At 53.7% G+C, this 22,526-nt stretch carries 18 protein-coding genes; 4 read left to right on the forward strand and 14 right to left on the reverse strand.

Features of this window, described 5'->3' with window-relative positions; all coding sequences use genetic code 11:
• Positions 1-136: 136 nt before the first annotated feature.
• Positions 137-1,135, reverse strand: a complete 999-nt coding sequence (locus tag ACR3ZL_RS14265; protein WP_473652454.1) for a hypothetical protein — start codon at positions 1,133-1,135, stop codon at positions 137-139.
• Positions 1,136-1,496: 361 nt separating this feature from the next.
• Here ACR3ZL_RS14265 and ACR3ZL_RS14270 point away from each other — a divergent pair, with 361 nt between their 5' ends.
• Positions 1,497-2,924 (forward strand): phospholipase D-like domain-containing protein, encoded by a 1,428-nt coding sequence (locus tag ACR3ZL_RS14270; protein WP_473652453.1) that lies wholly within the window; start codon positions 1,497-1,499, stop codon positions 2,922-2,924.
• Positions 2,925-2,986: 62 nt separating this feature from the next.
• On the opposite strand, the gene ACR3ZL_RS14275 is transcribed toward ACR3ZL_RS14270, so the two are convergent.
• The 9 genes from ACR3ZL_RS14275 to ACR3ZL_RS14315 form a co-directional block, all read right to left on the reverse strand.
• The gene (locus tag ACR3ZL_RS14275) at positions 2,987-4,447 is read right to left on the reverse strand and encodes an SDR family oxidoreductase (protein ID WP_473652452.1); all 1,461 of its coding nucleotides are present in this window, start codon (positions 4,445-4,447) and stop codon (positions 2,987-2,989) included.
• 172 nt (positions 4,448-4,619) lie between these two features.
• Complete coding sequence (locus ACR3ZL_RS14280) at positions 4,620-5,297, reverse strand: endonuclease III domain-containing protein (protein ID WP_473652451.1); 678 nt, start codon at positions 5,295-5,297, stop codon at positions 4,620-4,622.
• Between the two features lie 82 nt (positions 5,298-5,379).
• Positions 5,380-5,598 (reverse strand): hypervirulence associated TUDOR domain-containing protein, encoded by a 219-nt coding sequence (locus ACR3ZL_RS14285; RefSeq protein ID WP_473652450.1) that lies wholly within the window; start codon positions 5,596-5,598, stop codon positions 5,380-5,382.
• Positions 5,591-5,782 (reverse strand): zinc ribbon domain-containing protein, encoded by a 192-nt coding sequence (locus ACR3ZL_RS14290; RefSeq protein WP_473652449.1) that lies wholly within the window; start codon positions 5,780-5,782, stop codon positions 5,591-5,593. The genes ACR3ZL_RS14285 and ACR3ZL_RS14290 overlap by 8 nt, the downstream gene beginning before the upstream one ends.
• A 197-nt stretch (positions 5,783-5,979) precedes the next feature.
• Complete coding sequence (locus ACR3ZL_RS14295; RefSeq protein WP_473652448.1) at positions 5,980-6,471, reverse strand: response regulator; 492 nt, start codon at positions 6,469-6,471, stop codon at positions 5,980-5,982.
• A gap of 117 nt (positions 6,472-6,588) precedes the next feature.
• Positions 6,589-6,960 (reverse strand): hypothetical protein, encoded by a 372-nt coding sequence (locus ACR3ZL_RS14300; protein ID WP_473652447.1) that lies wholly within the window; start codon positions 6,958-6,960, stop codon positions 6,589-6,591.
• A gap of 63 nt (positions 6,961-7,023) precedes the next feature.
• On the reverse strand, positions 7,024-9,111 hold the full coding sequence (locus ACR3ZL_RS14305) for a catalase (protein WP_473652446.1): 2,088 nt from the start codon (positions 9,109-9,111) through the stop codon (positions 7,024-7,026).
• Positions 9,112-9,299: 188 nt separating this feature from the next.
• A complete protein-coding gene (locus ACR3ZL_RS14310) occupies positions 9,300-10,256 on the reverse strand; it encodes a diacylglycerol/lipid kinase family protein (RefSeq protein WP_486172715.1) in 957 nt (318 codons plus the stop codon).
• A 10-nt stretch (positions 10,257-10,266) separates the two neighbouring features.
• On the reverse strand, positions 10,267-11,109 hold the full coding sequence (locus ACR3ZL_RS14315; RefSeq protein ID WP_473652444.1) for a transglutaminase-like domain-containing protein: 843 nt from the start codon (positions 11,107-11,109) through the stop codon (positions 10,267-10,269).
• A gap of 437 nt (positions 11,110-11,546) precedes the next feature.
• Here ACR3ZL_RS14315 and ACR3ZL_RS14320 point away from each other — a divergent pair, with 437 nt between their 5' ends.
• The 3 genes from ACR3ZL_RS14320 to ACR3ZL_RS14330 all read left to right on the forward strand — a co-directional run bounded on the left by ACR3ZL_RS14320 (position 11,547) and on the right by ACR3ZL_RS14330 (position 18,144).
• Positions 11,547-16,472: a chemotaxis protein CheB gene (locus ACR3ZL_RS14320; protein WP_473652443.1), complete on the forward strand. Its 4,926-nt coding sequence runs from the start codon at positions 11,547-11,549 to the stop codon at positions 16,470-16,472.
• Positions 16,473-16,588: 116 nt separating this feature from the next.
• Complete coding sequence (locus ACR3ZL_RS14325) at positions 16,589-17,308, forward strand: hypothetical protein (RefSeq protein WP_473652442.1); 720 nt, start codon at positions 16,589-16,591, stop codon at positions 17,306-17,308.
• A gap of 350 nt (positions 17,309-17,658) precedes the next feature.
• Positions 17,659-18,144 (forward strand): pyridoxamine 5'-phosphate oxidase family protein, encoded by a 486-nt coding sequence (locus tag ACR3ZL_RS14330; RefSeq protein WP_473652441.1) that lies wholly within the window; start codon positions 17,659-17,661, stop codon positions 18,142-18,144.
• Positions 18,145-18,299: 155 nt separating this feature from the next.
• On the opposite strand, the gene ACR3ZL_RS14335 is transcribed toward ACR3ZL_RS14330, so the two are convergent.
• The 4 genes from ACR3ZL_RS14335 to ACR3ZL_RS14350 form a co-directional block, all read right to left on the reverse strand.
• Complete coding sequence (locus ACR3ZL_RS14335) at positions 18,300-19,217, reverse strand: YihY/virulence factor BrkB family protein (protein WP_473652440.1); 918 nt, start codon at positions 19,215-19,217, stop codon at positions 18,300-18,302.
• A gap of 83 nt (positions 19,218-19,300) precedes the next feature.
• Positions 19,301-19,843, reverse strand: coding sequence for a DUF421 domain-containing protein (locus ACR3ZL_RS14340; RefSeq protein ID WP_473652439.1), 543 nt, complete (start codon positions 19,841-19,843; stop codon positions 19,301-19,303).
• A 117-nt stretch (positions 19,844-19,960) separates the two neighbouring features.
• Entirely contained in the window at positions 19,961-21,787 is a 1,827-nt protein-coding gene (locus tag ACR3ZL_RS14345) for an alpha-amylase family glycosyl hydrolase (protein ID WP_473652438.1), read from the reverse strand.
• Positions 21,788-22,029: 242 nt separating this feature from the next.
• Positions 22,030-22,497: a hypothetical protein gene (locus tag ACR3ZL_RS14350; protein ID WP_473652437.1), complete on the reverse strand. Its 468-nt coding sequence runs from the start codon at positions 22,495-22,497 to the stop codon at positions 22,030-22,032.
• Positions 22,498-22,526: the final 29 nt, after the last annotated feature.

A 22,526-nucleotide genomic window follows, 5' to 3' on the forward strand; every position in this document is an offset into this window, starting at 1 on the left:
ACCAGGATCCGGCGCGTCAAAGCTCAAAATGCTCTAACTGCAAAATCAGGCAGGAAGCAGTGATGGCATGAAAAAGCCCAGGATCCTGGGGAAGATCCTGGGCGTTCGACTTCGAATCAGATTCAGATGTTGGTTCCTACATCTTCGATGTGTCGGCGATCAAGATCACGCGATTGCCAATCTTCACGGGCACACCGGTGACGTCGACCTTTTCACCTTCCTTGAACTTAGAAGCTGTATCACCTGTTCCCATGTCGACGGTCATTGTCTTGCCGTCCTCGGTTTCGACCTTGGCGACAGTTCGTTCTTCACCGCGTACTTTCGCGGTCGTGGTCGACTTAATCGTTCCACTGTAGCTTCTACCGTTTCGGGTGACAGGGACTTCCTTACCGTCACGCTCGAGAGTGGTGGCAACCAAAACTTGCTTGTTACCCGCCTTTGTGACAGGACCGGTTGCCTTAAGCGTGTCTCCCTTAAAAAGCTGTGGTGACGCGTTCGTGCCCATATCAACCCACATGGACTTGCCGTTGTCGGCATCCACGTTGAACATCAGAGCTAAACCGCCAAGACGCCGGACGTGCTTCGCTTCGGTAATCTCACCCGAAATGGTTTGTGCCTTGCCGCTGAGTCCTTGGCTGGTCGATTGAGCAACATTGCTGCTGTGAACGGCGTGTTCGGATTTGCCACCCAGTTCGCTGAACTTGTAGCTTTCGTACATCCCGTCACCGTCGTCGTCCTGGTATGTCGCGTAGCTATCGTTTAGATAGTCGCCATCGGTGTCGTGATAACGAGAGTAGGTCTCGTAGCGTCCGTCGCGGTCATCATCGGTGAAGACGCCATATCCGTCGTCCCAATCTTCACCGTAGAACTCTTCTGCATCGACCGTTTCAATGTCGTTGTCATTGTCGCTGCTGGTTTGTTTGTCGCGGTAGTCGAATCGCTCGTCGTCCCATCGACCCAAAGCTTCATCGGTAGGGTTATAGTCATTGCCGTCGAACCACTCGGATACGTCATACCAAGCATCGTCTTCGTATCGCGATCCGGTGACGCCTTGATCAGCGCGTACGACTGGTGTCAAAACCAGAGCAAGTGTGGGAGCTACAGCGATAGCAAGTCGTTTGAGTTTCGTGTTCATCGTTTTGCCTTTCGTTTGAGAAATCGCTCTCGGTGCGAACGTCGCACGGGCGAGAGGTAGCTAAAAGTTTCGCAAACGGTGCGCCGAACTCGACTAGGATGGGACCTGGCTCGACTTAACAGTTAGTTCGGTTCGTTCCGCGTCAAATGCAAGGCTTGCATTGTTGGTCGACCGACCAAGATGTTTGGCGAGAGACCAGTGGAAACCGAACTTTCGGTGACGAGGAATAGACCGGTATGTTCGTATCTAGGCGAGTCGATTCATAAGCCATGCACGGTCTGGCGTCAGTTGAATCGAGGAGGTTTCGTTTGAGGGTGGGAGTCTGGCGGTCCCGGTATTCGCGGGAGTACTTTTTTAGGCAATGATGGACCGATTCCGGTTTGCCAACACGCGAGGAACGATGACGTATTTCTTTATTTATGCTTCGATGCTGGTCGGCGCGATCTGTACGATGATTGCGTTGACGGCGATGGAACGGCGGTCAAAGCACAACATCGGAAAACTTGGCTGGCTGGTCTTACTCCTGGTAACGCCGCCGATCGGTTTGCTGCTGTTCTTGATCTTTGGCGGAAAGAAGGTTTCCGCTGAACACGCCAATCGCGAGACCGTTGTGTTGCCGGAGCCTGACGAGTCGGAAGACGCGTCGAAGAGTTCGCTTTCGCGCATCGCATCAATTCGGGGGCTGCCTCGTGCGAGTAAGAACAATCGGATGCAGATGTTGGTGACGCCCGAAACAATGTATGAATCGTTGTTCGACGTGATCGAGTCAGCTCAAGAGCGATTATTCATTCATTCGTTCATCTTGATCGACGACCATGTTGGACGCCGGATGATTGATACGCTGTGTGATAAGGCGAAAGAGGGAGTTGAGATTCGGTTGATGGTGGACGGGTTCGGTTCGTTTCTTTTTACGAATGAATTGCTGAACCGCGTGGACGAAGCCGGTGGTCACACGACGCGATTTAAACCGCTGAGCCAGTTTTCGCGGTTTGCGTATTTGAATTTTCGAAACCATCGCAAAATTGCGATTGCGGATGGTGATCGGGCGTTTCTGGGCGGCGCCAATTTTGTTGAGTATGAGATGACGCTGCAGCCCGACGATCAGACTTGGGTGGACTTTGGAATGCGATTGGACGGGATCGCAGCCCGCCAAGCTGAAGCGGTGTTTGTGTCCGATTGGAACTTCACCACTGGCGACAACATTTCGCGTTCCTCGAAAACAGTATTGAAGATCGATGATGGGGACGAAGATCAAACGACGTTACAGATCATTCCGGTTGGCCCGGACGGTCCGGAAGAAGTTCTTGACGACCTTTGGTTGACCGCGATTAACCGTGCTCGAAAGCGAGTTTGGATCATCACGCCTTACTTCATCCCGCCGCCTATGGCCGTCCGTTCGTTGGCCATGGCAGTTCGGCGAGGTGTTGATGTACGGATTATCTATCCCGACGACTCCGACATGACGCCTGCGGATTTAGCGAGGCATGACTATGTGACTGATTTGAATGAGCTTGGTGCAACGTTGCTGCGTTTTCCAGACAAAATGGTGCATGCAAAATTGTTGTTGGTCGACGAGGAAGTGGCGTATAGCGGATCGGCCAATTTTGACATGCGCAGCTTCTTTTTGAACTACGAATTGGTCGTCGGGATTTTTAGCAAATCGAAGATCGCCGAGCTGGCCGATTGGTTCACCGAGCTTGAAAAGGTCTGCATCGAAGGGCCTAAGGCCGATACTTGGTTCCGGAAATGTCTAGGCGTGATCACCCGAGTTGTGGACGAGGAAATGTAGGCTGGCATCGCGTGTTAGCTTTCGCTAATTTCCGCGTCAATCTCGCAAGTGAGCCACAACGATCACTTCGGTGCGGTTTCGGCGTCACGCACAATTCCGTTAATCATTCTTGGAAAGACGAAGAAATGCAGCGGGTAAACGGAGTACCAGTAGGCGAGTCCCAGTAATCCCGATGGTCGGAAGCGAGCTGTTTGCGTTACTCGACAATGTGCGTTATCGATGGGTTCGACTCTGAATTCGAGTTCCGCATCGCCGGGAAGTTTCATTTCCGCTATCAGTCGCAACCAGGATCCCTCTTTGAATCCATTCACACGCCAAAAGTCAACCGCTTCACCGTAGCTGAGTTCTTGAGGATGTCGGCGCCCGCGTCGCAATCCAGGACCGCCAATGGCTTTGTCCATCAGCCCACGTAGCCACCACAACCAGTCGGCGCCCCAATAGCCGTATCGGCCACCGATCTTGCTCAGTGCTGAAAACGTTTTGTCAGCCGAAGCGTTCACTTCCCGCGATCTTTCTTCGATGAAAACCTTTCCGCCAGACCATTCGGGGTCGCCTGGCATCGCTCCGGCCGTCGACCATCGAGTTTCAATATCGCCAGTCCGAAGCTTTCCGAGTGCCGCGTCGATGGCTTCTTCCACTCCAAACAACGGACCTGGCATCAATTGCTTTGCAGCATCGTCTCGACAAACCGTCCGGTTGCGCAAACCCTCGGCCAACGGTCTCGCGATACTGGCATTTACCGGGGTAACCAGTGAGATCCATGCCGAACTCAGTTTGGGCGTTAGCACTGGGATGGGAAAGATGATCCGCCGTGGTATCTCCAGCGAGTTCGCCATCACCTGCATCAGGTCTTGATAGGTGAAGATATCGGTGCCACCAATATCAATCACCCGGTCGGCTGTTTCAGGTACTTGCAAGCATTCGACGAGATAGCGAAGTACATCGCGAATGGCGATCGGTTGAGTTTCGGTTTTGACCCACTTCGGTGTGATCATGATCGGTAACCGTTCGACCAGATAACGCAGGATTTCGAACGAAGCCGAGCCCGAACCGATGATCATCGCGGCGCGGAAGACCGTAGTCTCAAACTCACTATTGGACAGGATCTCAGCGACCTCGCGGCGGCTGTGTAGATGATGACTCAAGTCCGGTCCCAGTTCGCCAAGACCGCCCAAGTAGATGATCCGCCGGCAACTGGTACCGCTGAGACCAGTCAAAAAGGATTCCGCAAGCTCGCGGTCTCGCTTAGCATAGTCCTCACCGGCACTGATCATCGAGTGCACCAAGTAGTACGCTGCATCCACGTCCGAGGCCGCACGGTGAACAATGTCTGTATCGTCCAGGTTGCCCTCGATCACTTCCAATTTGTCGTCGTCTACCCAAGGATGGGCATGCAGCTTTTCAGGCGATCGAACAAGGCACCGTACTTGCAGTCCTTCGGCAAGCAGTTTGGGAACCAATCGGCCACCGACATATCCGGTCGCACCGCAAACCAAGACTCGCTTAACATCCTCTACCGACATGATCCGCTCCGCGTAATGACTTTGAAGTGTTGCGTCATCTTCCGTTTCTCTGCAAGAAGCACATCAGCCAACTGCTTTTTCGCAAAGCGAAGATTGCATCCTATGAAATCGTCGTGACGCAGGCTCGGTCGGTAACACGAAAAGATTAGGTTGGGACCGGACAAGGTTGAGACTAGTTGTTTTGTAACGCCGTGTCTGCCGCCCACTTCAAACAGTACTTCTGTATTGGGCAAATTTCGCACTTGGGCGATCGAGATAGACAAATGCGTTTTCCGAACCGAATCAACCAAAAGTGCCCTTCGGCGAAAGCCCATGCTGGAGCGATCGCTTCCAAGGCTTCAGCGGTTTTTTCTGCATTGGAACCTCGGGCGATACCCGTGCGGTTACAAACGCGGAATACATGCGTGTCGACAGCGATCGTGTTAATCCCAAATGCGAACTGCAGCACGATGTCGGCGCACTTGCGACCAATACCGGGTAGCTGCATCAATTGCTCGCGATTGTCAGGGACCACGCCGGCAAAATCATCTAACAAAGAACGACAAAAGCGGCGAATGTTTTTTGTCTTCATGTTGTAAAGACCGCACGGTTTGATTGCTAATGCGATCTGCTCGTCGGTCAATTTTAACATCGTTCGTGGGGTGCGAGCGAGCTTGAACAATGCCTTTGTCGCGGCAGCTGTATTAGCATCGCGGGACTGCGCCGAAAGCATGCAAGAGATACACGATCGGAATGGATTCGGTTGGGCTTTCGGTCCCATCGCTCCCGGACCACGACCTGGCATCTCTCGCGATAGGATCTCGAATACTCCATCGACCTCGTCCGCGGATAAAGACGCAGGACAGGTCATCGATTCAATTTCACTTGACGTTGGGTGACGTCGAGCGATTGGCTGAACGCTTGCAGATCGAATCTCAGCATCAAGTTCGATCTCATGAGTCGCTCTCGAGTTCGCTTTCCAGCTTCAATACGTTGTTGCCGTCTTCGACGTTGACGTAGTAAGCCGGGTTATCTTCGGAACCATCTCGCGATACTTCTGAACCATCTATCTTGCGAGTTACCTTTTTAGTGAAAGATGATTGCACTTCGCCGTGCCCATAACCGTTGCCCCATTTCCATTTGACTTTGGAGCCTTCGTCATACTTAGCCATCGTTTCGTTGAGCCTTTTCGCGGGGATTGTCGGGTTGGGAGTCCATCGGCGGATGCCTGGTTGGGGTAATGTCGCCGGGCGTGTTCAGATAGATCTTTTCGCCGCACTTGGGACACGCGGGAGCTCGGTCGTCGACCTCTTTGCCGCAGCTTGGACATTCGACGTGGTTCAAGGGAGCATTCATGATTGACCTTGTTGATGTCGTTCACGACTGGGGCAAACCAAACACTCAGTGTTAAACCGTGAGGCTAGGTTGGCCTCAACTTCGCAACCGTGAACTGGAAGAAGTGTAGAGTTGAAGCAAGAGCGTCGAGGTTGCATCTTCCATGCCAACGTCTACCGGCGGCTTCGCATTACGATGTCGCTGATTGTCACGACAACTTATGAGCGTCCACGCGAGCGATCGATAATCCGCCGAAGCGTGGGCGAGATCGGACCGGCAAGTGCGTCATCGGGATGAGCGGCCATGGCGTCTCGCCTCGCCCACATCTCACTTGCATCGGTCTCAAGCGCTTTCTTCACCGCATCATTGAACTCCGTTTTGTCTAACGGCTTATGAACGACCACGGTGGCACCGAATTGGATCGCTGTTTTTTCAAGTAACGCATCTTGCAAGCTGCTCATCACGACGACCGGAACGCAAGAATATTCCTTCTCTTGATGCTCTCGCAGGTGTTGGATCAGTTCCAACCCACTTTGACGAGGCATCTCGATATCCGTGATGATCAGATCAAGCTGAGTGTCTTGGGCGATGCGCCATGCGTCTTCGCCATCGATCGCTTCTAGCGTTTCATGCCCCAATTCCTGGAGCCAGTGAATCGCGAGTGATCGATTGTGGCGAACATCGTCAGCCACCAGACTTCGAAGCGTCATCGTCAACCTCTCAGCGCTATGAGTCGATGGAACGCGCTATTGGGGAAAATCGGAGAGCCGGGCTGCACCGGGGCAGGGGCGTGAGCGTGGCCCCCCGATGAGAAGAGCCACAAAGTATCATTTTGTACTGGACGGAAACGACGTACCAGAATCGGCTTGGGAACTCAATTCAGAATCCGAGTCGGACGTCGGCGACTCAATTTTTTCACTCGGCTGCATCATCGCTGCACCAACGATCGGATAGGAGACGCCGTGGACGGTTTGAATACGGAAGCTAGTTGAAGTGGTCACGGTTTCGTTCGTTTTGTTGCGAAAAATGGTAGCTAAGGACATCGATTCAATAGGTAGCAAACCTTGGGCCGAACAGGGATCCGGTAATCGGCGGTGTGCGTCGCCCAAGCCGCCCCAAGGTAGTGCGTGACGGTACATCGAACAGATCCACGCAGCAGATACGCGGAGCAGATAAGCCAGTGCAGATACAACAGACAACGCCAGTCGCTCCGTTAACGAGCGACTGGCGTTTTGCGTTTGGGGTATTGGTCGAAGTTCGCTTTAGCAAGAACGAACTTCTGGCTCACGCTTCCAGATACGGTGCTGCTTGGCTTGTTCTACAAACGAGTCGAGCGAAGCGTCACTCAGATCGATCATCCCTTCGTCCGCATCCATTTTGACGGAAGCTTTCTCGAATAGCGGTGATGAGGCTTGATTGAAGCCGATCACCTTCAAGTGAGCGAACGCGGTTCGTATCCAGTCGATCGCAGCGGCTTCGGACGCCAGCGATTCCACTTCCGATTCAGCTGGGGCGATGATGACGCAATCGAACAGTGGCGATGGAGCACCGGCCAAAAAGTGATCTGGCTTCAGTTCTTCGCCGTCGCTTGCCTTCATCGAGCCAATTTTTGGTGCGATGATTTCAACCATCGCTCCTTCGTCCTTCGCTGCCTTACGAACCGCATTGAGCAGATCCGCATCGACACCATTGGTTGTCAGGACACCGATTTTCTTACCCGCGATGGATTGCGGTGCGACCGCGTATTGGGAAAGCGGCTTAGAAGGTTCTGGGTCGCCCACGGGGACGACGGGCTTGATTTTGTCTGCCATTCCCTTCATGCCCAGGCACTCGGCAACCTGCTCGCCTAACTTAGCGTCGACCAAATTGAGATGGCCGAGCATTCGCGTGCGGACAGAGGTCTCTTCACACTTGCCCAGTTCGAACGAGAAACCGCCAACGATGTGTCGTTGTTCGGGTTCTGTCATCGACTTCCAAAACAGTCTTGCCTGGGTGTAGTAGTCGGCGAAGCTTTCTGGACGCAAACGAACTTTCTCTCCGCTTTCAGCCGCCGGGAAGGAATGGAAGCCGGACTTCGGATCTTCGCGCGGCCCGCCTTGATCGAGTGAGTTGGGCTGATTGGCGACCCGGCCCGTCGGGACTTCGGTTTGCATGTGGCCATCGCGTTGAAAGTTCGCGAAGGGGCACTTCGGTTTGTTGACGGGGATCTGATGAAAGTTGGGGCTTCCCAAACGTGACAACTGAGTGTCGAGATACGAAAACAAACGTCCTTGTAGTAGCGGATCGTTCGAAAAATCGATTCCGGGCACCAAGTGCGAGGGGCAAAACGCGACCTGTTCCGTTTCGGCGAAGAAGTTGTCCACGTTCCGATCGAGAACCATCTTGCCAATCGGCGTCAGCGGTACGATCTCTTCAGGAATCAACTTGGTTGCGTCGAGGTGATCGAAGTCGAACTTTTCGGCTTCCTCTTCCGTGAACGCTTGCACGGACAATTCCCATTCCGGATAGTCGCCAGCGTTGATCGAGTTCCACATGTCTCGGCGATGGAAGTCTGGATCGGCGCCCGCCACCTTGACGGCTTCGTCCCAGATCTGAGAGAAGGTGCCGTACTTTGGTCGCCAGTGGAACTTCACGAACACCGAGTCGCCGCTTTTGTTGATCATGCGGAAGGTGTGAACGCCGAATCCTTCCATCATCCGAAGAGACGTTGGGATGGCACGGTCCGACATCACCCACATCAACATGTGCACCGATTCGGGGTTCAGGGACACAAAATCCCAAAACGTATCGTGCGCCGATTGGGCTTGAGGGAATGCACGGTCGGGAGCTGGCTTCACCGCGTGAATCAGGTCGGGGAACTTGATTGCATCTTGGATGAAGAACACAGGAATGTTGTTACCGACGAGATCGTAGTTGCCTTCATCTGTATAGAATTTAACCGCGAAACCTCGCACGTCTCGGGCTGTATCACGCGATCCCGCACTGCCAGCGACGGTTGAGAAGCGGCAAAAGACAGGTGTCTTGACCTTGGGATCTTGCAAGAAGCCAGCTTTGCAAAGTTTGCTCGCGCCCTTGTAACATTGGAAATATCCATGAGCTCCATAGCCGCGGGCATGGACGACTCGCTCCGGAATTCGCTCGTGATCGAAGTGCGTGATCTTTTCACGCAAGATGTGGTCTTCCAACAATTGCGGGCCACGTGGGCCAACCGTTAGTGTGTTTTGGTCGTCCGCAATTACGAGCCCTTGATTGGTCGTCAGCCGATCGCCATCGGTCGCAATTTGGTGTGGCTCGCCGCCGTTGCCAGTCGTTGATTTGTAACCGGTTTTAGCGTCTGCTTTTTTTGCCATTCGAGATTCCTTGGATGTTGGCTATATAAGTTTGGCCAGAGTTCCCCGCACGTTGGAATCTGGTTTTCGGTTGCCACCAAGCAAGTACCGTGCCAGGAACATTCTTCTTTGACACCGTTCCGGAACTATGTGCTCGGACGCTTGGCGTCGACACAGACTCGCTCAGCAAATAACCGACAAGCGATTGATCAGGCGGATCTGTCGCCAGGAAAAGCGTGCATCAAGATTGCGGACGGGACGATTTCGAAGCAAACTGGTTCGCGGTCGACCACTTCACCGTCGATGGTGAATCGCATCGGTGGATCGGATTGGATGTTTAGCGTTCGAGCCTGTCTGAAAATGACCTGCTCGCATTCCAGAAAGTTGCCTAACAGATTCTTCGCGACGATCTCCGCCATGTCGCCGACACCCTCGCCGTGGATCACAACCAAGTCGAACATACCGTCGTTCGGCGACGCCTTCGGTGCGACCTCAATCCCGCCGGCATTGGTTCTGCCATTGGCGACCAAAACCGCCCAAACGTCTAGGCCAGCCAGCAGTTCGTCATCGCACTGAAGTTGAGTTCGGTAGGTTTGCATATCCGGCAGCACTTCGACAGCGCCGCGCATGTAGCTCAACGCCCCCCATCGCGATTTGACGTCATCCGTCATCGCTTCACTGACGCGAACACAATTACCACCGGCGGCGATGTTGGCATAGAAGCGGTCATCACCGTTGCCGCTGATCTTGACCAAATCGACACCGACAGGCGGTTGATCAAGTAAAGCCAGTGCGTCTGCAGGATCATTGGGGATCTCCAATGATCGTGCGAAGTCGTTAGCTGTTCCCAATGGGACAATCGCGACACGAGGACGGTTTTCCGAGTCCAACGCCATGATCGAATTGACCGCTGCGTTCACCGTTCCGTCACCGCCAGCGACGATGACCGTTTTAGGGTCAGTGACTTGTCCGTCGACTGCAGGAGTTTCGGATGGAGATGCGTTTTGTTCCATTTGAACACGAAGGCTCTTCGTCAGATCGTCCGTTTCGGATAGATCAATCCAGACCGGCTTCCGATCGGCGAGCAGATCGCGAAGCGTCGCAATTTGATCAGCTTTACCGGACTTCGAGTTCCAGACGACAAGAGTGTCGGATGCGGTTGCCACGGGAATTCACCTAAGCCGAACTGACCGCGGTTTCGACGTTGTTGGGATCCAACAACTCGTCGTCGGCTTTTTGCTCGTTCGCCCAGACTTCCATCTCGGTATTCAGCGCCGAGCCTCGAATGGTACTGAACGCCACATCGGCTGCGTCTCGCCCGGCACCGATGCGGACGAAACCGCCCACGGGAGCTAGTCGCGTCGCGTCAAACAGGAACCAGCGACCATCCAGATAGGCTTCGAAAAAACCGTGGAAATCTGGCGGATTCAAGTTCACGGCATAGCCCGCAACGTATCGAGCCGGAATCCCCATCGCACGGCAAAGGCTGATCGCGACGTGTGCGAAATCGCGGCAAACGCCCTGCTTTTGTTCCAGCACGTCACATGCGGTGGTAGTCGGACCAGTGCTGCCGGGAGTGTACGCCAATTGCTCGTAAGTCCAATTGCAGATTGCCGTGACCCGAGAGTACCCCGGTAGCAGCGTTCCGAATTGCTCCATCGAGAAATCGAGCAGTTTGTCGGATTCGCAGTAACGGCTTGGATTCAGATACGTCAGAACATCGGCCGGCAATTGCTCGTACGGTGTTTCGCTGACGTTGGTCACGTCGACCTGGTCCGGATTCAGCTTCACGGTCGCGCGATAGTTGATCGTGATTTGTCCTGGTGGAACCGATAGACGGACTAGGCGATTTCCAAGCGGACCGACGGCGCATTCTTCCACCTTTTGATAAGGCTCGACTTCCAGCGACTCAGAGAGCGTTTGTTGATGTTCGTTTTGAATCACCGAGATATTGAACAGGAACGTGGTCGGAGTACTCACTTGGTAGACGATGCGGCTGCCGACTTGAATTTGATTCATGGATTGCCCTTCCGGGAGGATGGTATGGTTGATTTGTATGGATCAGATTGCCGGATCATTCGATTCCGCCTTCGATGAGGTCGGCTGGGTCTCGATCGTTGGACCCGGAACAGTCCTTCCGCATTTGTCGTGCCAAGGTTCGATGCACCGGTTTGAAACGGTTGAATAAGTCGCTCTTAATTTGGCGTCGTGCTTGGTTGGATTGGAAGATTGATGGGACGCTGGATTGATTGACCATTGCAAATTACCCAGATACATTTTGGCTACACGTTTCATTTCTCGTTGGAAACTGGAACCGCGGTCGCCCCTGCTGGAATCGTTGCCTTTTTCGTTGCACCTTGGTGTGTTTTGAAGCAACGTCGTCATCATCGACCCTTTCCGTTCGCCATTGATGGAATGAACGTTCTGCGGGCTATTTCAAACTTTTTTAAGCCGCCATGTCTGATTTCGAAACTGTCCGCCCCAATTCGACTGCCGCCGAAGTTAACTCTACCGATTCATGTGATCTTTCTGCTTCTATTGATACGCAAGCCGCTTCGCTGAGCACTGAAAATTGCCAACATTACATTGTTGGGGTTGGGGCGTCGGCTGGAGGGTTGGAAGCCCTCGAGACGCTTTTTCGATCGATGCCGGAACGTTGCGGCATGTCGTTCGTCGTTGTGCAGCACCTGTCGCCTGACTTCAAAAGTCACATGGACCAACTGCTTCGGCGGGTAACAAAGATCAATGTCGAGGTGGTCGATGACGGTGTCGAAGTTCAGCCCGACACGATCTATTTGATTCCTCCTAAAAAAGAGATGGTGATCAGCAACGGCAAGTTGCTTTTGACCGAACGTAGCCCCGAAAAGGTGCTCTCGCATCCCATCGACCAATTCCTGCGTTCGCTGGCCCAGGACGCCGGGCGATATAGCGTCGGGATTATTCTGTCCGGAACCGGTAGCGATGGATCTCGTGGGATCACCGACATCGCCGAAAACGAGGGACTGGTGATCGCTCAGGAACCGGCGACGTGCAAGTTTGAAGCGATGCCGCTCAATGCGCAGGCAACCGGAAAGGTGGACCTCGTGTTGCCGCCAGAGGCAATCGGCGAGGCGCTGCGGCGTTTTGTGGTCGATGGCGAGACGACTGACGCACTTCAGCAACGAAACCTAGAAGCGATCGAAGAGACTGGATTGGACCGAGTCTTTCAGTTACTACGCCGCAAGCACGGAATTGACTTCAGTCACTACAAGATCGGAACGGTGGGGCGGCGAATTCAACGCCGTATCGAATTACAAAAGCTTCGCAGTGTCGACGAATACGTAGATCGCATTAACGAGTCCAGTGCAGAGGTCAGCGATCTGTACAAAGACCTATTGATCGGTGTAACGCAGTTCTTTCGCGATCCGGAAGCGTTTGGGATCTTGGAACGCCAGGTGATCCCGGAGCTGATTTCGCGGGCCGAGGACACGATTCGAATCTGGGTTTGCGGATGTGCGACGGGGGAAGAGGCGTATTCGATTGCGATGCTGATGACAGAGGCGATCGAGCAGTCGGATAAAGACGTCAGCTTCAAAATGTTTGCAACCGATGCCCATCGGGAATCGTTGCAGTTCGCTTCGGCCGGCATCTATGACGAAACTCGCGTCGAAGGGATCTCGGCAGAACGTTTAAAGCGGTTCTTCAATAAACGCCGCGATGGGTACTGCGTCAGTAACGAGCTTCGCCGAAACGTCGTGTTCGCACCTCAAAATGTGATCAACGATCCACCGTTCACCCAAATGAATTTGGTGACTTGCCGGAACATGCTGATTTATCTGCAGCCTCCTGCACAACGCAAAACTTTGTCGCTATTTCACTTTGCGTTGAAGGCGAATGGTGTTTTGTTTCTGGGGCCCAGCGAGGCGGTTGGCGACATCAGTGACGAGTTTGACACGCTCGACGCCCATTGGAAGATCTTCCGTAAACGTCGTGATGTTCGATTACCAATTGAAATGAGGATGCCGCTGGTGGGGCAAACTTCGACGGTGGTTACCCCACCACGAGCTCCGTTGATCGATGATCCGGTTAAGTCGCTGGCGAGGGAGATTCTTCCGGAAGCCTATGACGTGCTGCTCGGCCAAATGATGCCGCCGAGCGTCTTGGTCGATTCCAACCTGCAAGTGCTGCACGTATTTCCCGGCGCCCAAGAATTCTTAGAAGTGCCAACCGGGCGAGTGTCGACGAGTTTCTTGGAAATGTTGCCCGGTGAGATGCGGACGTCGGTATCCGCAGCGATCCAACATTCTTTGCACGATGATAAGGTCGTCCGCTATAGCGAGTTGCCGCATACCAGTTTGTCCGACGGAGAGTCATTGCAGCTGATCGTCCGACCTTTGACGCTACCGCGATCGAGAGCAACCTGCGTGCTGGTTCAGTTCGAAGTGGCTGAGGGGGCTCAGCAAGTCGAAACAGAAACTTCAGTCAGTAACCTGGATTTCAACCGAGTCAGCGCTGCTCGTATCGAAGGACTGGAGCAAGAACTGAACTTCAGTCGCCAAAATCTGCAGGCGACCATCGAAGAACTGGAGACTTCGAACGAAGAACTGCAGGCCACCAACGAAGAAATGGTGGCATCCAACGAGGAGCTGCAAAGTACCAACGAAGAGTTGCATAGCGTTAACGAAGAACTTTACACCGTCAACGCAGAGCACCAGGCACGGGTTGCAGAGTTGGACGAAGCCAATTCGGACATGAACAACCTGTTGGCGACAACGCGTGTTGGCGTGTTGTTTTTGGATGATGAGCTCTATATCCGCCGGTTCACGCCGGAAGTTGCTCGCTTATTGTCGTTGGAATCGCAAGACCAGGGCCGCAGCATCGAATCGTTTACACGAGCGATCGGTGGGCAGTCGTTCATGGATCGACTGCGACAGGTTTTGGAAACGAAGTCCGAAGTGGAATGGGAAGAGGTTTGCAGTGGCGAGCCGTACTTGATTCGAGCATTGCCATATAATTCCAAGAAACAAACCGGTGGTTTCGTCGTTTCGTTCATTAACGTCAAGGCATTGCGAAAGGCACAAACGGATGTTGTGCAGTTCAAGTTCATGGCGGATGAGAACATTGATGCTCAAATTCTGGTTAACGAAAAGGCTCAAATCGTTTACGCCAACCGAAAGATGAGCGAACAGGTCGGGCTAAGCGTGGATGAACTGCAGGGGCGGTCCGTGCTCGACTTCGGTTTTGAGTTTTCCGAGGCGTCCTTCCGGAAGCATTTTGATGCCGCCCACGCCAGTGCCGGTGAGTTGTTTGAGGGCACTCACCGACGACATGATCAGTCCGAATATCCCGTCGAGGTCGCTTTGACGCCAGTGTCGTTGCGTAACGAGCGTCATGTCTTTGCATCGATTCGCGAAACCGCTTGGCGAAAGGAAACCGAAGCGGAACTGCGGTTGTTGAGCAAGGCGGTTGCCGCTGCCGCTGGTGGGATCATCATCACTGACCATCAACATGAAGACCACGGCATTACGTTCGTCAACGACGGCTTCACGAAGATGACCGGGTATACCGAAGATGAAGTCATCGGCCGAAATTGTCGGTTCTTACAGGGATCGGCAACGGATCAATCGACCATCGACGAAATCCGCGAAGCGATCCAAGCTGGCGAATCCTTACGCACGCTGATTCAGAACTATCGCAAGGACGGAACCGTCTTCTGGAATGATTTGTACATCACGCCGGTGCGAGATGAAGCTGGGACGATTACCCATTTCGTGGGCGTGCAGAACGATGTGACGGAGCGAATAGCGTCAGCGCAGTTGGCGCAGTCGAACGAGCAAACGATTCGATTGTTGCTCGATTCAACCGCTGAAGGCATCTTTGGTCTCGATGCGTATGGCGCTTGTATCTTCTGCAACGAATCGGCCGCACGCATGTTGGGCTACGAAAGCGGTGACGAGCTTGTCGAACAAGACATGCACGCGGTGACTCAAGCGATTACTTGTGACGGTTCCGAGTACCCAGTTGCCAAATCGAGGATTCGTGCTGCACTTCGCGCGGGACGATCGGACAACGCTCGGGACGAGGTGTTCTGTCGACGGGATGGCTCTACCTTTCCGGTTGAATACTGGTGCCATCCGGTGAAGCAAGATGATGTCGTCATCGGCGCCGTCGTGACCTTTGTTGACATCGCTGAACGTCTGAAAGTTGAAAGCGAGTTGCGAGAGGCAAAGGAGGCTGCCGATGCGGCGAACCAAGCAAAGAGTCGGTTCTTGGCCAACATGAGTCACGAGCTTCGCACTCCGCTATCGGCGATTCTTGGCTTTACCCGCATCATTCAAGAAGAACCAAACGATGAATCGCTGCAAGAAAACTTGGCGACGATCCAGCGAAACGGGGACTATTTGCTGCGTTTGCTAGGTGACGTGCTCGATTTATCGCGGATCGAATCGGATAAGTTTCAAACTTCCAAATCGACTGTGTCATTGGGGCATGTGCTCGGTGACGTGCACGCGACGATGCAAATGCGGACAGTGGAATACGAGAACGAGTTGTATTTCGAACTGAAGAATCCGTTGCCCGCCACCGTGACGATTGACGCGGCGCGTTTGCGTCAAATCATGATCAACCTGATTGCCAACGCGCTGAAGTTTTCGCCAAAGGGGCGAGTCGACGTGGTGGTCGATTCGGAGGTCGTCGATGGAAAGACGTTCTTGATCGTGTCGGTTCGTGATACTGGAATCGGAATCTCGGCTCAAAAGATCAGCACGTTGTTCCAGCCGTTTGTCCAGGCCGACCATTCGATTTCCAATCGTTTTGGTGGAACCGGACTTGGGCTCAGTATCACGAAACGATTGGTTGACGCATTGGGCGGTGAGATCTCGGTTCAGAGCGAGCAAGGGAAAGGCAGCGACTTCACCTTCCGCGTTCCCGTCGATCCAATCGGTGTCGTCGATACGGTCTTGATTCAAAACTCGGGTGAAAACGGTGAGGACACCAGTGCATCCAAGGACAATACTCGGCGAGTGACGCTCAATGCGAAGGTGTTGATCGCCGACGATATGCGAGATGTTCGATTTGTCGCGCAGCACTTTTTGAAAAAGGCGGATTGTCACGTCGACGCGGCCGAGAATGGTCAGCAAGCCGTTGACATGATTCTTGCGGCGATCGAGGCGGGTGAACCGTACGAGCTGTGTTTGATGGATATGCAAATGCCGGAGCTCGATGGGGTGGGAGCGATCCGTGAAATCCGGTCCCGCGGCATCGAATTACCCGTTATTGCACTCACAGCGGATGCTATGAAAGGCACTCGGCGCCGTCTCATTGGTGAAGGATTCGACGAGTATCTGAGTAAACCCCTCGACGTTGATCGATTGCTGACCGCGGCGAAGCGATTGCTGAAGTAGTGCCGACACGACCTTCGTTCGCGACGACGATCAATGGCTGCTCTTTGTCTTGTCGGTACGACACTTGCATAGTCGGGTCTCGTTAACTGAATCAGCCTTGATTGACGAGCCCAAAGATGAATGAAGCACCTGACTCACCTTCGTCAATGCTCGTTCATCAGTGGACGATGGCTGGGATCGTCGCGGCGGGGTCGCGGTTCATTCCGGTCCCGTTTGTGGATGATTTAGTCCAGAGTCGGTGTCGCCGATTCGTCATTCGTCAAACCTTAGCGGCCCACGGTTCGGAACTTACCGAGTCTGACCTTTCGCCGTTCTACTCAGCCAGTGGCGGTTGTTTGTCAGGCTGCTTAGGGGCAATCGTTGGCGCTCCGTTGAAACTGTTGCTGTTCCCGATTCGAAAAATCGTCACCGTGTTTACATCCGTGCGTGGTGTGCCGCTCGAGATCATGCGAACGGTTTTGTTGGGGCGTACCCTCGATCGGTATCTGAAAATGGGTGAGTTGGAAGCAACGGAGGCCAGCAAACGCGAGATGGGCGTGCACGCTCTACGGATGCGGACTGCGTTCGAGACCGCATTCGCCCAAATGGATTGGCGTACTGTTCGGGCGGCCGTCAAAGACGCTTTGGGTAAGGTTGACCAATGGAAAGATGCTGCTGTTTCCAGTGCAAAGCAAACCGTTGACCAGGGTGAAGATGAAACGCCGCAGCTAGAAGCGAACGCCGACGTGAAGGCGGGGGCGGAGCAGGTGGAAGAGGTCTTACGTCGGTCGGAGACACTCGCCCTTTTCGCGGAGTTCGATCGCCGATTTGATGAAGCGATGAAAGGTTTGGCGTAGGAGTATCCCAAATTGCAATCTTTCGAAGCATCGAGATTCAGTTTGCTCGGAGGTCCTGAATCGCTTCGATCCACTCATCGCAATCCACTGTTGAATCCTGAGCGGTCATCTTGGGCGGTTAGCGAGCAGACGTGATTCTGGCATCCCGCGTTTGTGGCGTAAATCGTTAGGCGTTGTGTTCCGACTTCGCAATGATTCACGGCCGATAGAGTCGCCTGCTCTATCAGGCTGTACTTGTGGCCGCGAAATGCCATTTGAGTGCATCTTGTTCGCAAAGTAGGCACGCAGTTCGCTTTGGATGTGGTGTGTAGATACACATCTCTATTTGCCACTATGCGAAGGACTTTGAAATGGATACTTACGAGAAGCTGATCGACGTAATGAATGATTTCGACACCGCGATGTTGGTGACTCGAACTGACGATGGAAAGCTGGACGCCCGCCCGATGGCAGTGGCCGAGCTAACCGACTCAGGCGAATTGTGGTTCGTCACGGATCGGAACTCAGGGAAGATCGCTGACCTGATGCTGGATCAAGACGTCGCCGTCACGATGCAGGGATCAGGAAAGTTTGTGTCAGTCTCCGGCGTGGCTCGCGTGATCGACGATCGAGCCAAAATCGATTCGCTCTGGAGCGAGGCGTGGAAGGTCTGGTTTCCCAAAGGCAAAGACGATCCATCGATCACCCTGCTGAAAGTTCAGCCGGTACGGGGCGAGTACTGGGATAACTCAGGATTCACCGGTATCAAATACCTGATCAAAGCCGGTAAAGCGTATGTCCAGGGCGAGCAGCCTGAGACTGACGAAGCAATCAATGCCACCGTGTCCATGGACTGATTCGTTTAGGTTCGAGAAATTCGCCAGCCCCATACTGACTCAGCCCCGTACTGACTCAGCTCCGTACTGACTAAGCCCCGTACTGGCTGCGGGGCTGGCGGTGAGTTATGCAACTTGCTTTGTCGCGCGGTCGTCATCTCCTCTGCCGCTTCATTTTATGAGGCTGCTCGTTTGACCTCTTGGACAACGCGAACGGCATGATCTTCAGGCTGAATGCCTTCGCCGTAGCGGACAGCGTAAACCTGGGTAGCCTCTGCACCTAGTAGCACGATCATCGCGGTGTAGTAGACCCAAACTAGTAGAACGGCGAGCGATGCGGCCGCCGATCCGAGTTGGGCTCCCGGTTCGCTGTAGGAGAAGTAGACCTGCATTGCGAAGCGACCGAGCAAGAAGAGTGCTGTCGTGATCGACGCACCGATCAGAACGTCTCGCCAGCGGACCTTTGCGTCTGGCATGTACATAAAGATCGCAGCGAAGATCACCAATACCACCAGGGCTTGGACTGAAAAGTTGACGATTTCGGCAACTATGGACGGAGCCCCGATGATGGAGCCGACGCGGTCGCCTAAACCGGCAAGAACGGACGACACGACCAGCGAAACAAGCAGCAGAAAGCCGAGGCCGAGGATCATCGTAAACGAAAGAAGCCGCTTGCCGATGACGTTCTTCACTCCCGACTGCTCTGGGTCGGGTTGAACTTCCCACACTTGATTCAGGGCGGCCTGTAATGCGGCAACGACCCCAGTTGCCCCAAGGATGATACCGGCAAAACTTAGTGCGGTCTTCCACCATTTACCGCTCGTTTTCTCATGGTTGTCGATGATGGTGGAGACCTGGTCGGAGATCGCTTCGTTACCCATCATTTGGGCTGTTTGGCTGGTAAGGATCGTTTGAGCCTTCTGTTCAGCCTCTTCACTGTCATACATTAGCGACATGCCAAAGGTCAGGATCGTCAGCAATAGGTACAGCAGCGGCGGCAACGCGAATGCGGTGTAGTATGCCAACGCCGCGGCAAGCGTGCTGCACTTGTTCTTGGAAAATTCGGCGAATGTCTGCTTAATGAAATCGATCATAACGTGAATGGCTGAGGTTATCGGAATATCGAATGGGCGTGATCGCTCCATAGGGGTGGTCGGCGTGAAACCGATGTCTCGGGCTATTGAAACAGACGTTCTGAACCTATAACCCCACGGAAGATCTTCTCTTCCAGTTGAATGTCATCGTCGCTGTGAAGGACTGAAACATCACCGGTCGTTTCAAACACGACCGCTTTAACTTGACCGAAGTTGAGAGCATTGGCTTCGCGAAGTTTGCCAAACAGATCACTTTCGGTCATGTTGGCAAGCTTCAGGTTGTCATGCAGGATTTCGTCACCGGTCATCAGCAGCAGCGGTTGGTTATCGACTATTTCACTGAACGCGTTCGACTTTCGCCGAGCGAACGCTAGCGTCCACTGGGCCGCAAAGAGGCATAGCAAAGCAAACAGTCCTGCGAAAAGCGTGGGGCTGGGTGCTGAGATCGTTGCCCCGAAGAGCGAACCGACCGCAATAGTCATCGCAAAGTCGGCGGCGGACATTTTTGAAAAACTTCGCAGTCCAGTAATCCGCGTGTAGATGAGGATCGCGGCGTAGACCACCACCGATGTCAGCAAGATCATTGCAAGCTGATTCGTGTTGACTGAAATCCATTTTTCAAACATTGTCTGGCTTCGCTCTAAAAGAGGGTTGTAGGAAAGTCACGTCCGGGTCTTTCACTTCTGGCTCAGGTGCGTCGCGAACAACGCTCGTCCAGCACCTCAGCGGCTTCGCGTGTCTGCTTAGGAATCTTGTGAGTAGATCAGCAATGTGTAGGGCGGCAGTTCGATACTTCCCCGGCAAGGTTGGTTGTCGTAGCCTTCCGTGATAGCATCGATGTCACCGCTGGCGGCGGCACCAAAGTCTTCGCTGTACACATTTCGATCACTACTAAACCGTCGTTTCCAACGGCCTTCCGCCGGCAGACCAAATTCGTAGTCGTGGTAGTGCTGGTTCGCAAAGTTCGCGATCACAACAACGTCGTCGCCGGGGCCACCGTCATAGGAGCGTCGGAAGGCGACCACTTTTCCGTGATTGTTGATATGGAAGACGTCGACTTTTTGCCCGGTCAGCCCCTTCGTCTTACCGTTACTGTTCAAACGCAAACGAATCAGGTCTCGCGTTAGGCGGACGATGCCACCAAAGCTCTCGCTCTTTTCCCAGTCAAGTTCCTCGGTGTCTTCAAACCAACCGTCTTGCAGCAGTTCTTGACCTTGGAACAGCATTGGAATGCCGGGAGCGGTCATGACTAACGCAATTCCGAGCACGGATCGTTTTTGAGCGTACCAGTTTTCTGGATCGGACTCGTTGACCTCGCTGGGGATGCGAGATTTACCGTTGGCGACTTCGTCGTGGGATTCGGTGTAGACGACCCGCTGGAATGCGTCGCCGTTGTATCCGTGGTACAGAGCATCCCGAACCTTTGACATGTCGCGGCCCACGTCATCGGGCTGAGTTAGCACGTCACGGATGGGGTGGACGAAGTTTGCGTCCCACTGGGTCGAAAAGCCTGCACCGCCCTCAATGTCCGACTTGGTTAGATATTCGTTGTTCTGTAGGTCTTCGGCAATCGTGATAGCGGAAGGTTTGAATTGGTGGATTTCTCGATTCACCCACTGCGTCAAACCCCAACCTTCAGGGATCTCCTGTTGACCACTCGCGTCGACCGAGCGGATGTACAGAGTCATGTCGTAACGCAATCCGTCGACGTGGTAGTCTTCCAACCACATCATCGCGTTGTCGCGAATGTATGATCGAACTTCACCGCGACCGTAATCGGGGCGGGTGTCGCCCCAAGGTGTGTCACTGCGGAAGTCGTTGTAGAAGTAGATGCCGCCCTTATCATTCTCCTGCCAGCCATCGAACTGCCACAAGTCGAGGTCACTCGGGCCGAAGTGGTTGTAGACCACGTCCAAGATGACCGCGAAACCAGCCTTGTGTGCTTCCCGAACAAACGTCCTGAACCCGTCGGGACCGCCGTAAGCGGATTCAATCGCATAGGGATGGGACGGGTTATATCCCCATGACAAATCGCCTGCGAATTCAGCAATGGGCATCACTTGCAGCGCATTGACGCCCAGCTTTCGTAGGTGATCGAATTTTTGTTGGTAGTCTTCGAACGTACCAACCGAATCATCCTTACTGCGATGGAACGTCCCGACATGGGTTTCGTAGATCACGAGTTCATTCCAGGCCGGCATTCCGAATTGGTCACCTTGCCAATCAAAGTCGGGCTGGTGGACGATACCGTTACCGATACTGTTGGTGACCTCCCGCACACGCGGATCGATTTTCTGGAAGGTGCGGTCGCCGTTGGTGAGTTCGTATTTGTATTGGTTTCCTGGCTTTGCGTTTTCGATCACGACAAACCAGTTACCGTTCTCTTCGTCTTGCATCGGATTGGCGTCTGACTTCCAATCGTTGAAATCGCCAACTACCGACACGCTATCGGCGTTAGGTGCCCAAACACGAAACGCGACGCCAGTATCAAGAATGATGGGGCCCATGCCAGCAATATGGGTTTGTTCCTTCGAAGATGGAGATTCACCGAGCAGGGCGGATGGCGACATTGACGGATTCCGTTTCGTAAAAATTTTGAGTCGCATGCGGCAACGTTCGTAGAGGGAGCCGAAATGGACAGTTGAGAAATGCAAACTATCTTTCAATCTGAATGCGGCCCCGGGTGATGGACGCCAAGGCCGCTGGGCGGTGCAACGCAGACGCGTAGACCGCAAGTAAAGTTGAGCGGCCTGAGCGATCGCTCGGCCGCTTTGCTCGTCACCCACTTTTACGCGGGTGAGTGAGCTAATCGCTACGCACCGAAGCGGCTACGCAATTGTTGCCATGTTGTGGCCTCGCGATGTGCCCGAACGTAGATCGTGGTCGCGACGACACCGAGGGCGAACCCGGCGACAAGGGCACCCAGGGACGTCTTTACCGGTGCTTCGTCGATTTCATACTGAACTCGCTCAACGGCTGAGTTCATCGAACCGCTGACTCCACCGGAAACTTGCTTGAGCTTTTCAGTGACTGGTTCTAGGAAACTAGGGTCCGCTGGAGCGAACTCCTTGACCGCCGCCTCGACCTCGTCCCGTTCCGCTTCCACTCGCTCATTCACGAAGTCAACCACATTGTTGACTTTCCGTTCGCACTGTCGCAGTTCATCTTGGTCGATCTGCGGCCATCGCTGAGCGATTGCCTCGTAGACTTGCGCCCATTTGAACTGAGTTTCCTCGTCGGCGTCTTCCGTTACCGCTTGTTTCGTATTGTGTTCTGACATGATCTTTATGCTCCTTGGTTGCGTATGGT

Source organism: Rhodopirellula sp. J20-39, from assembly GCF_057365095.1.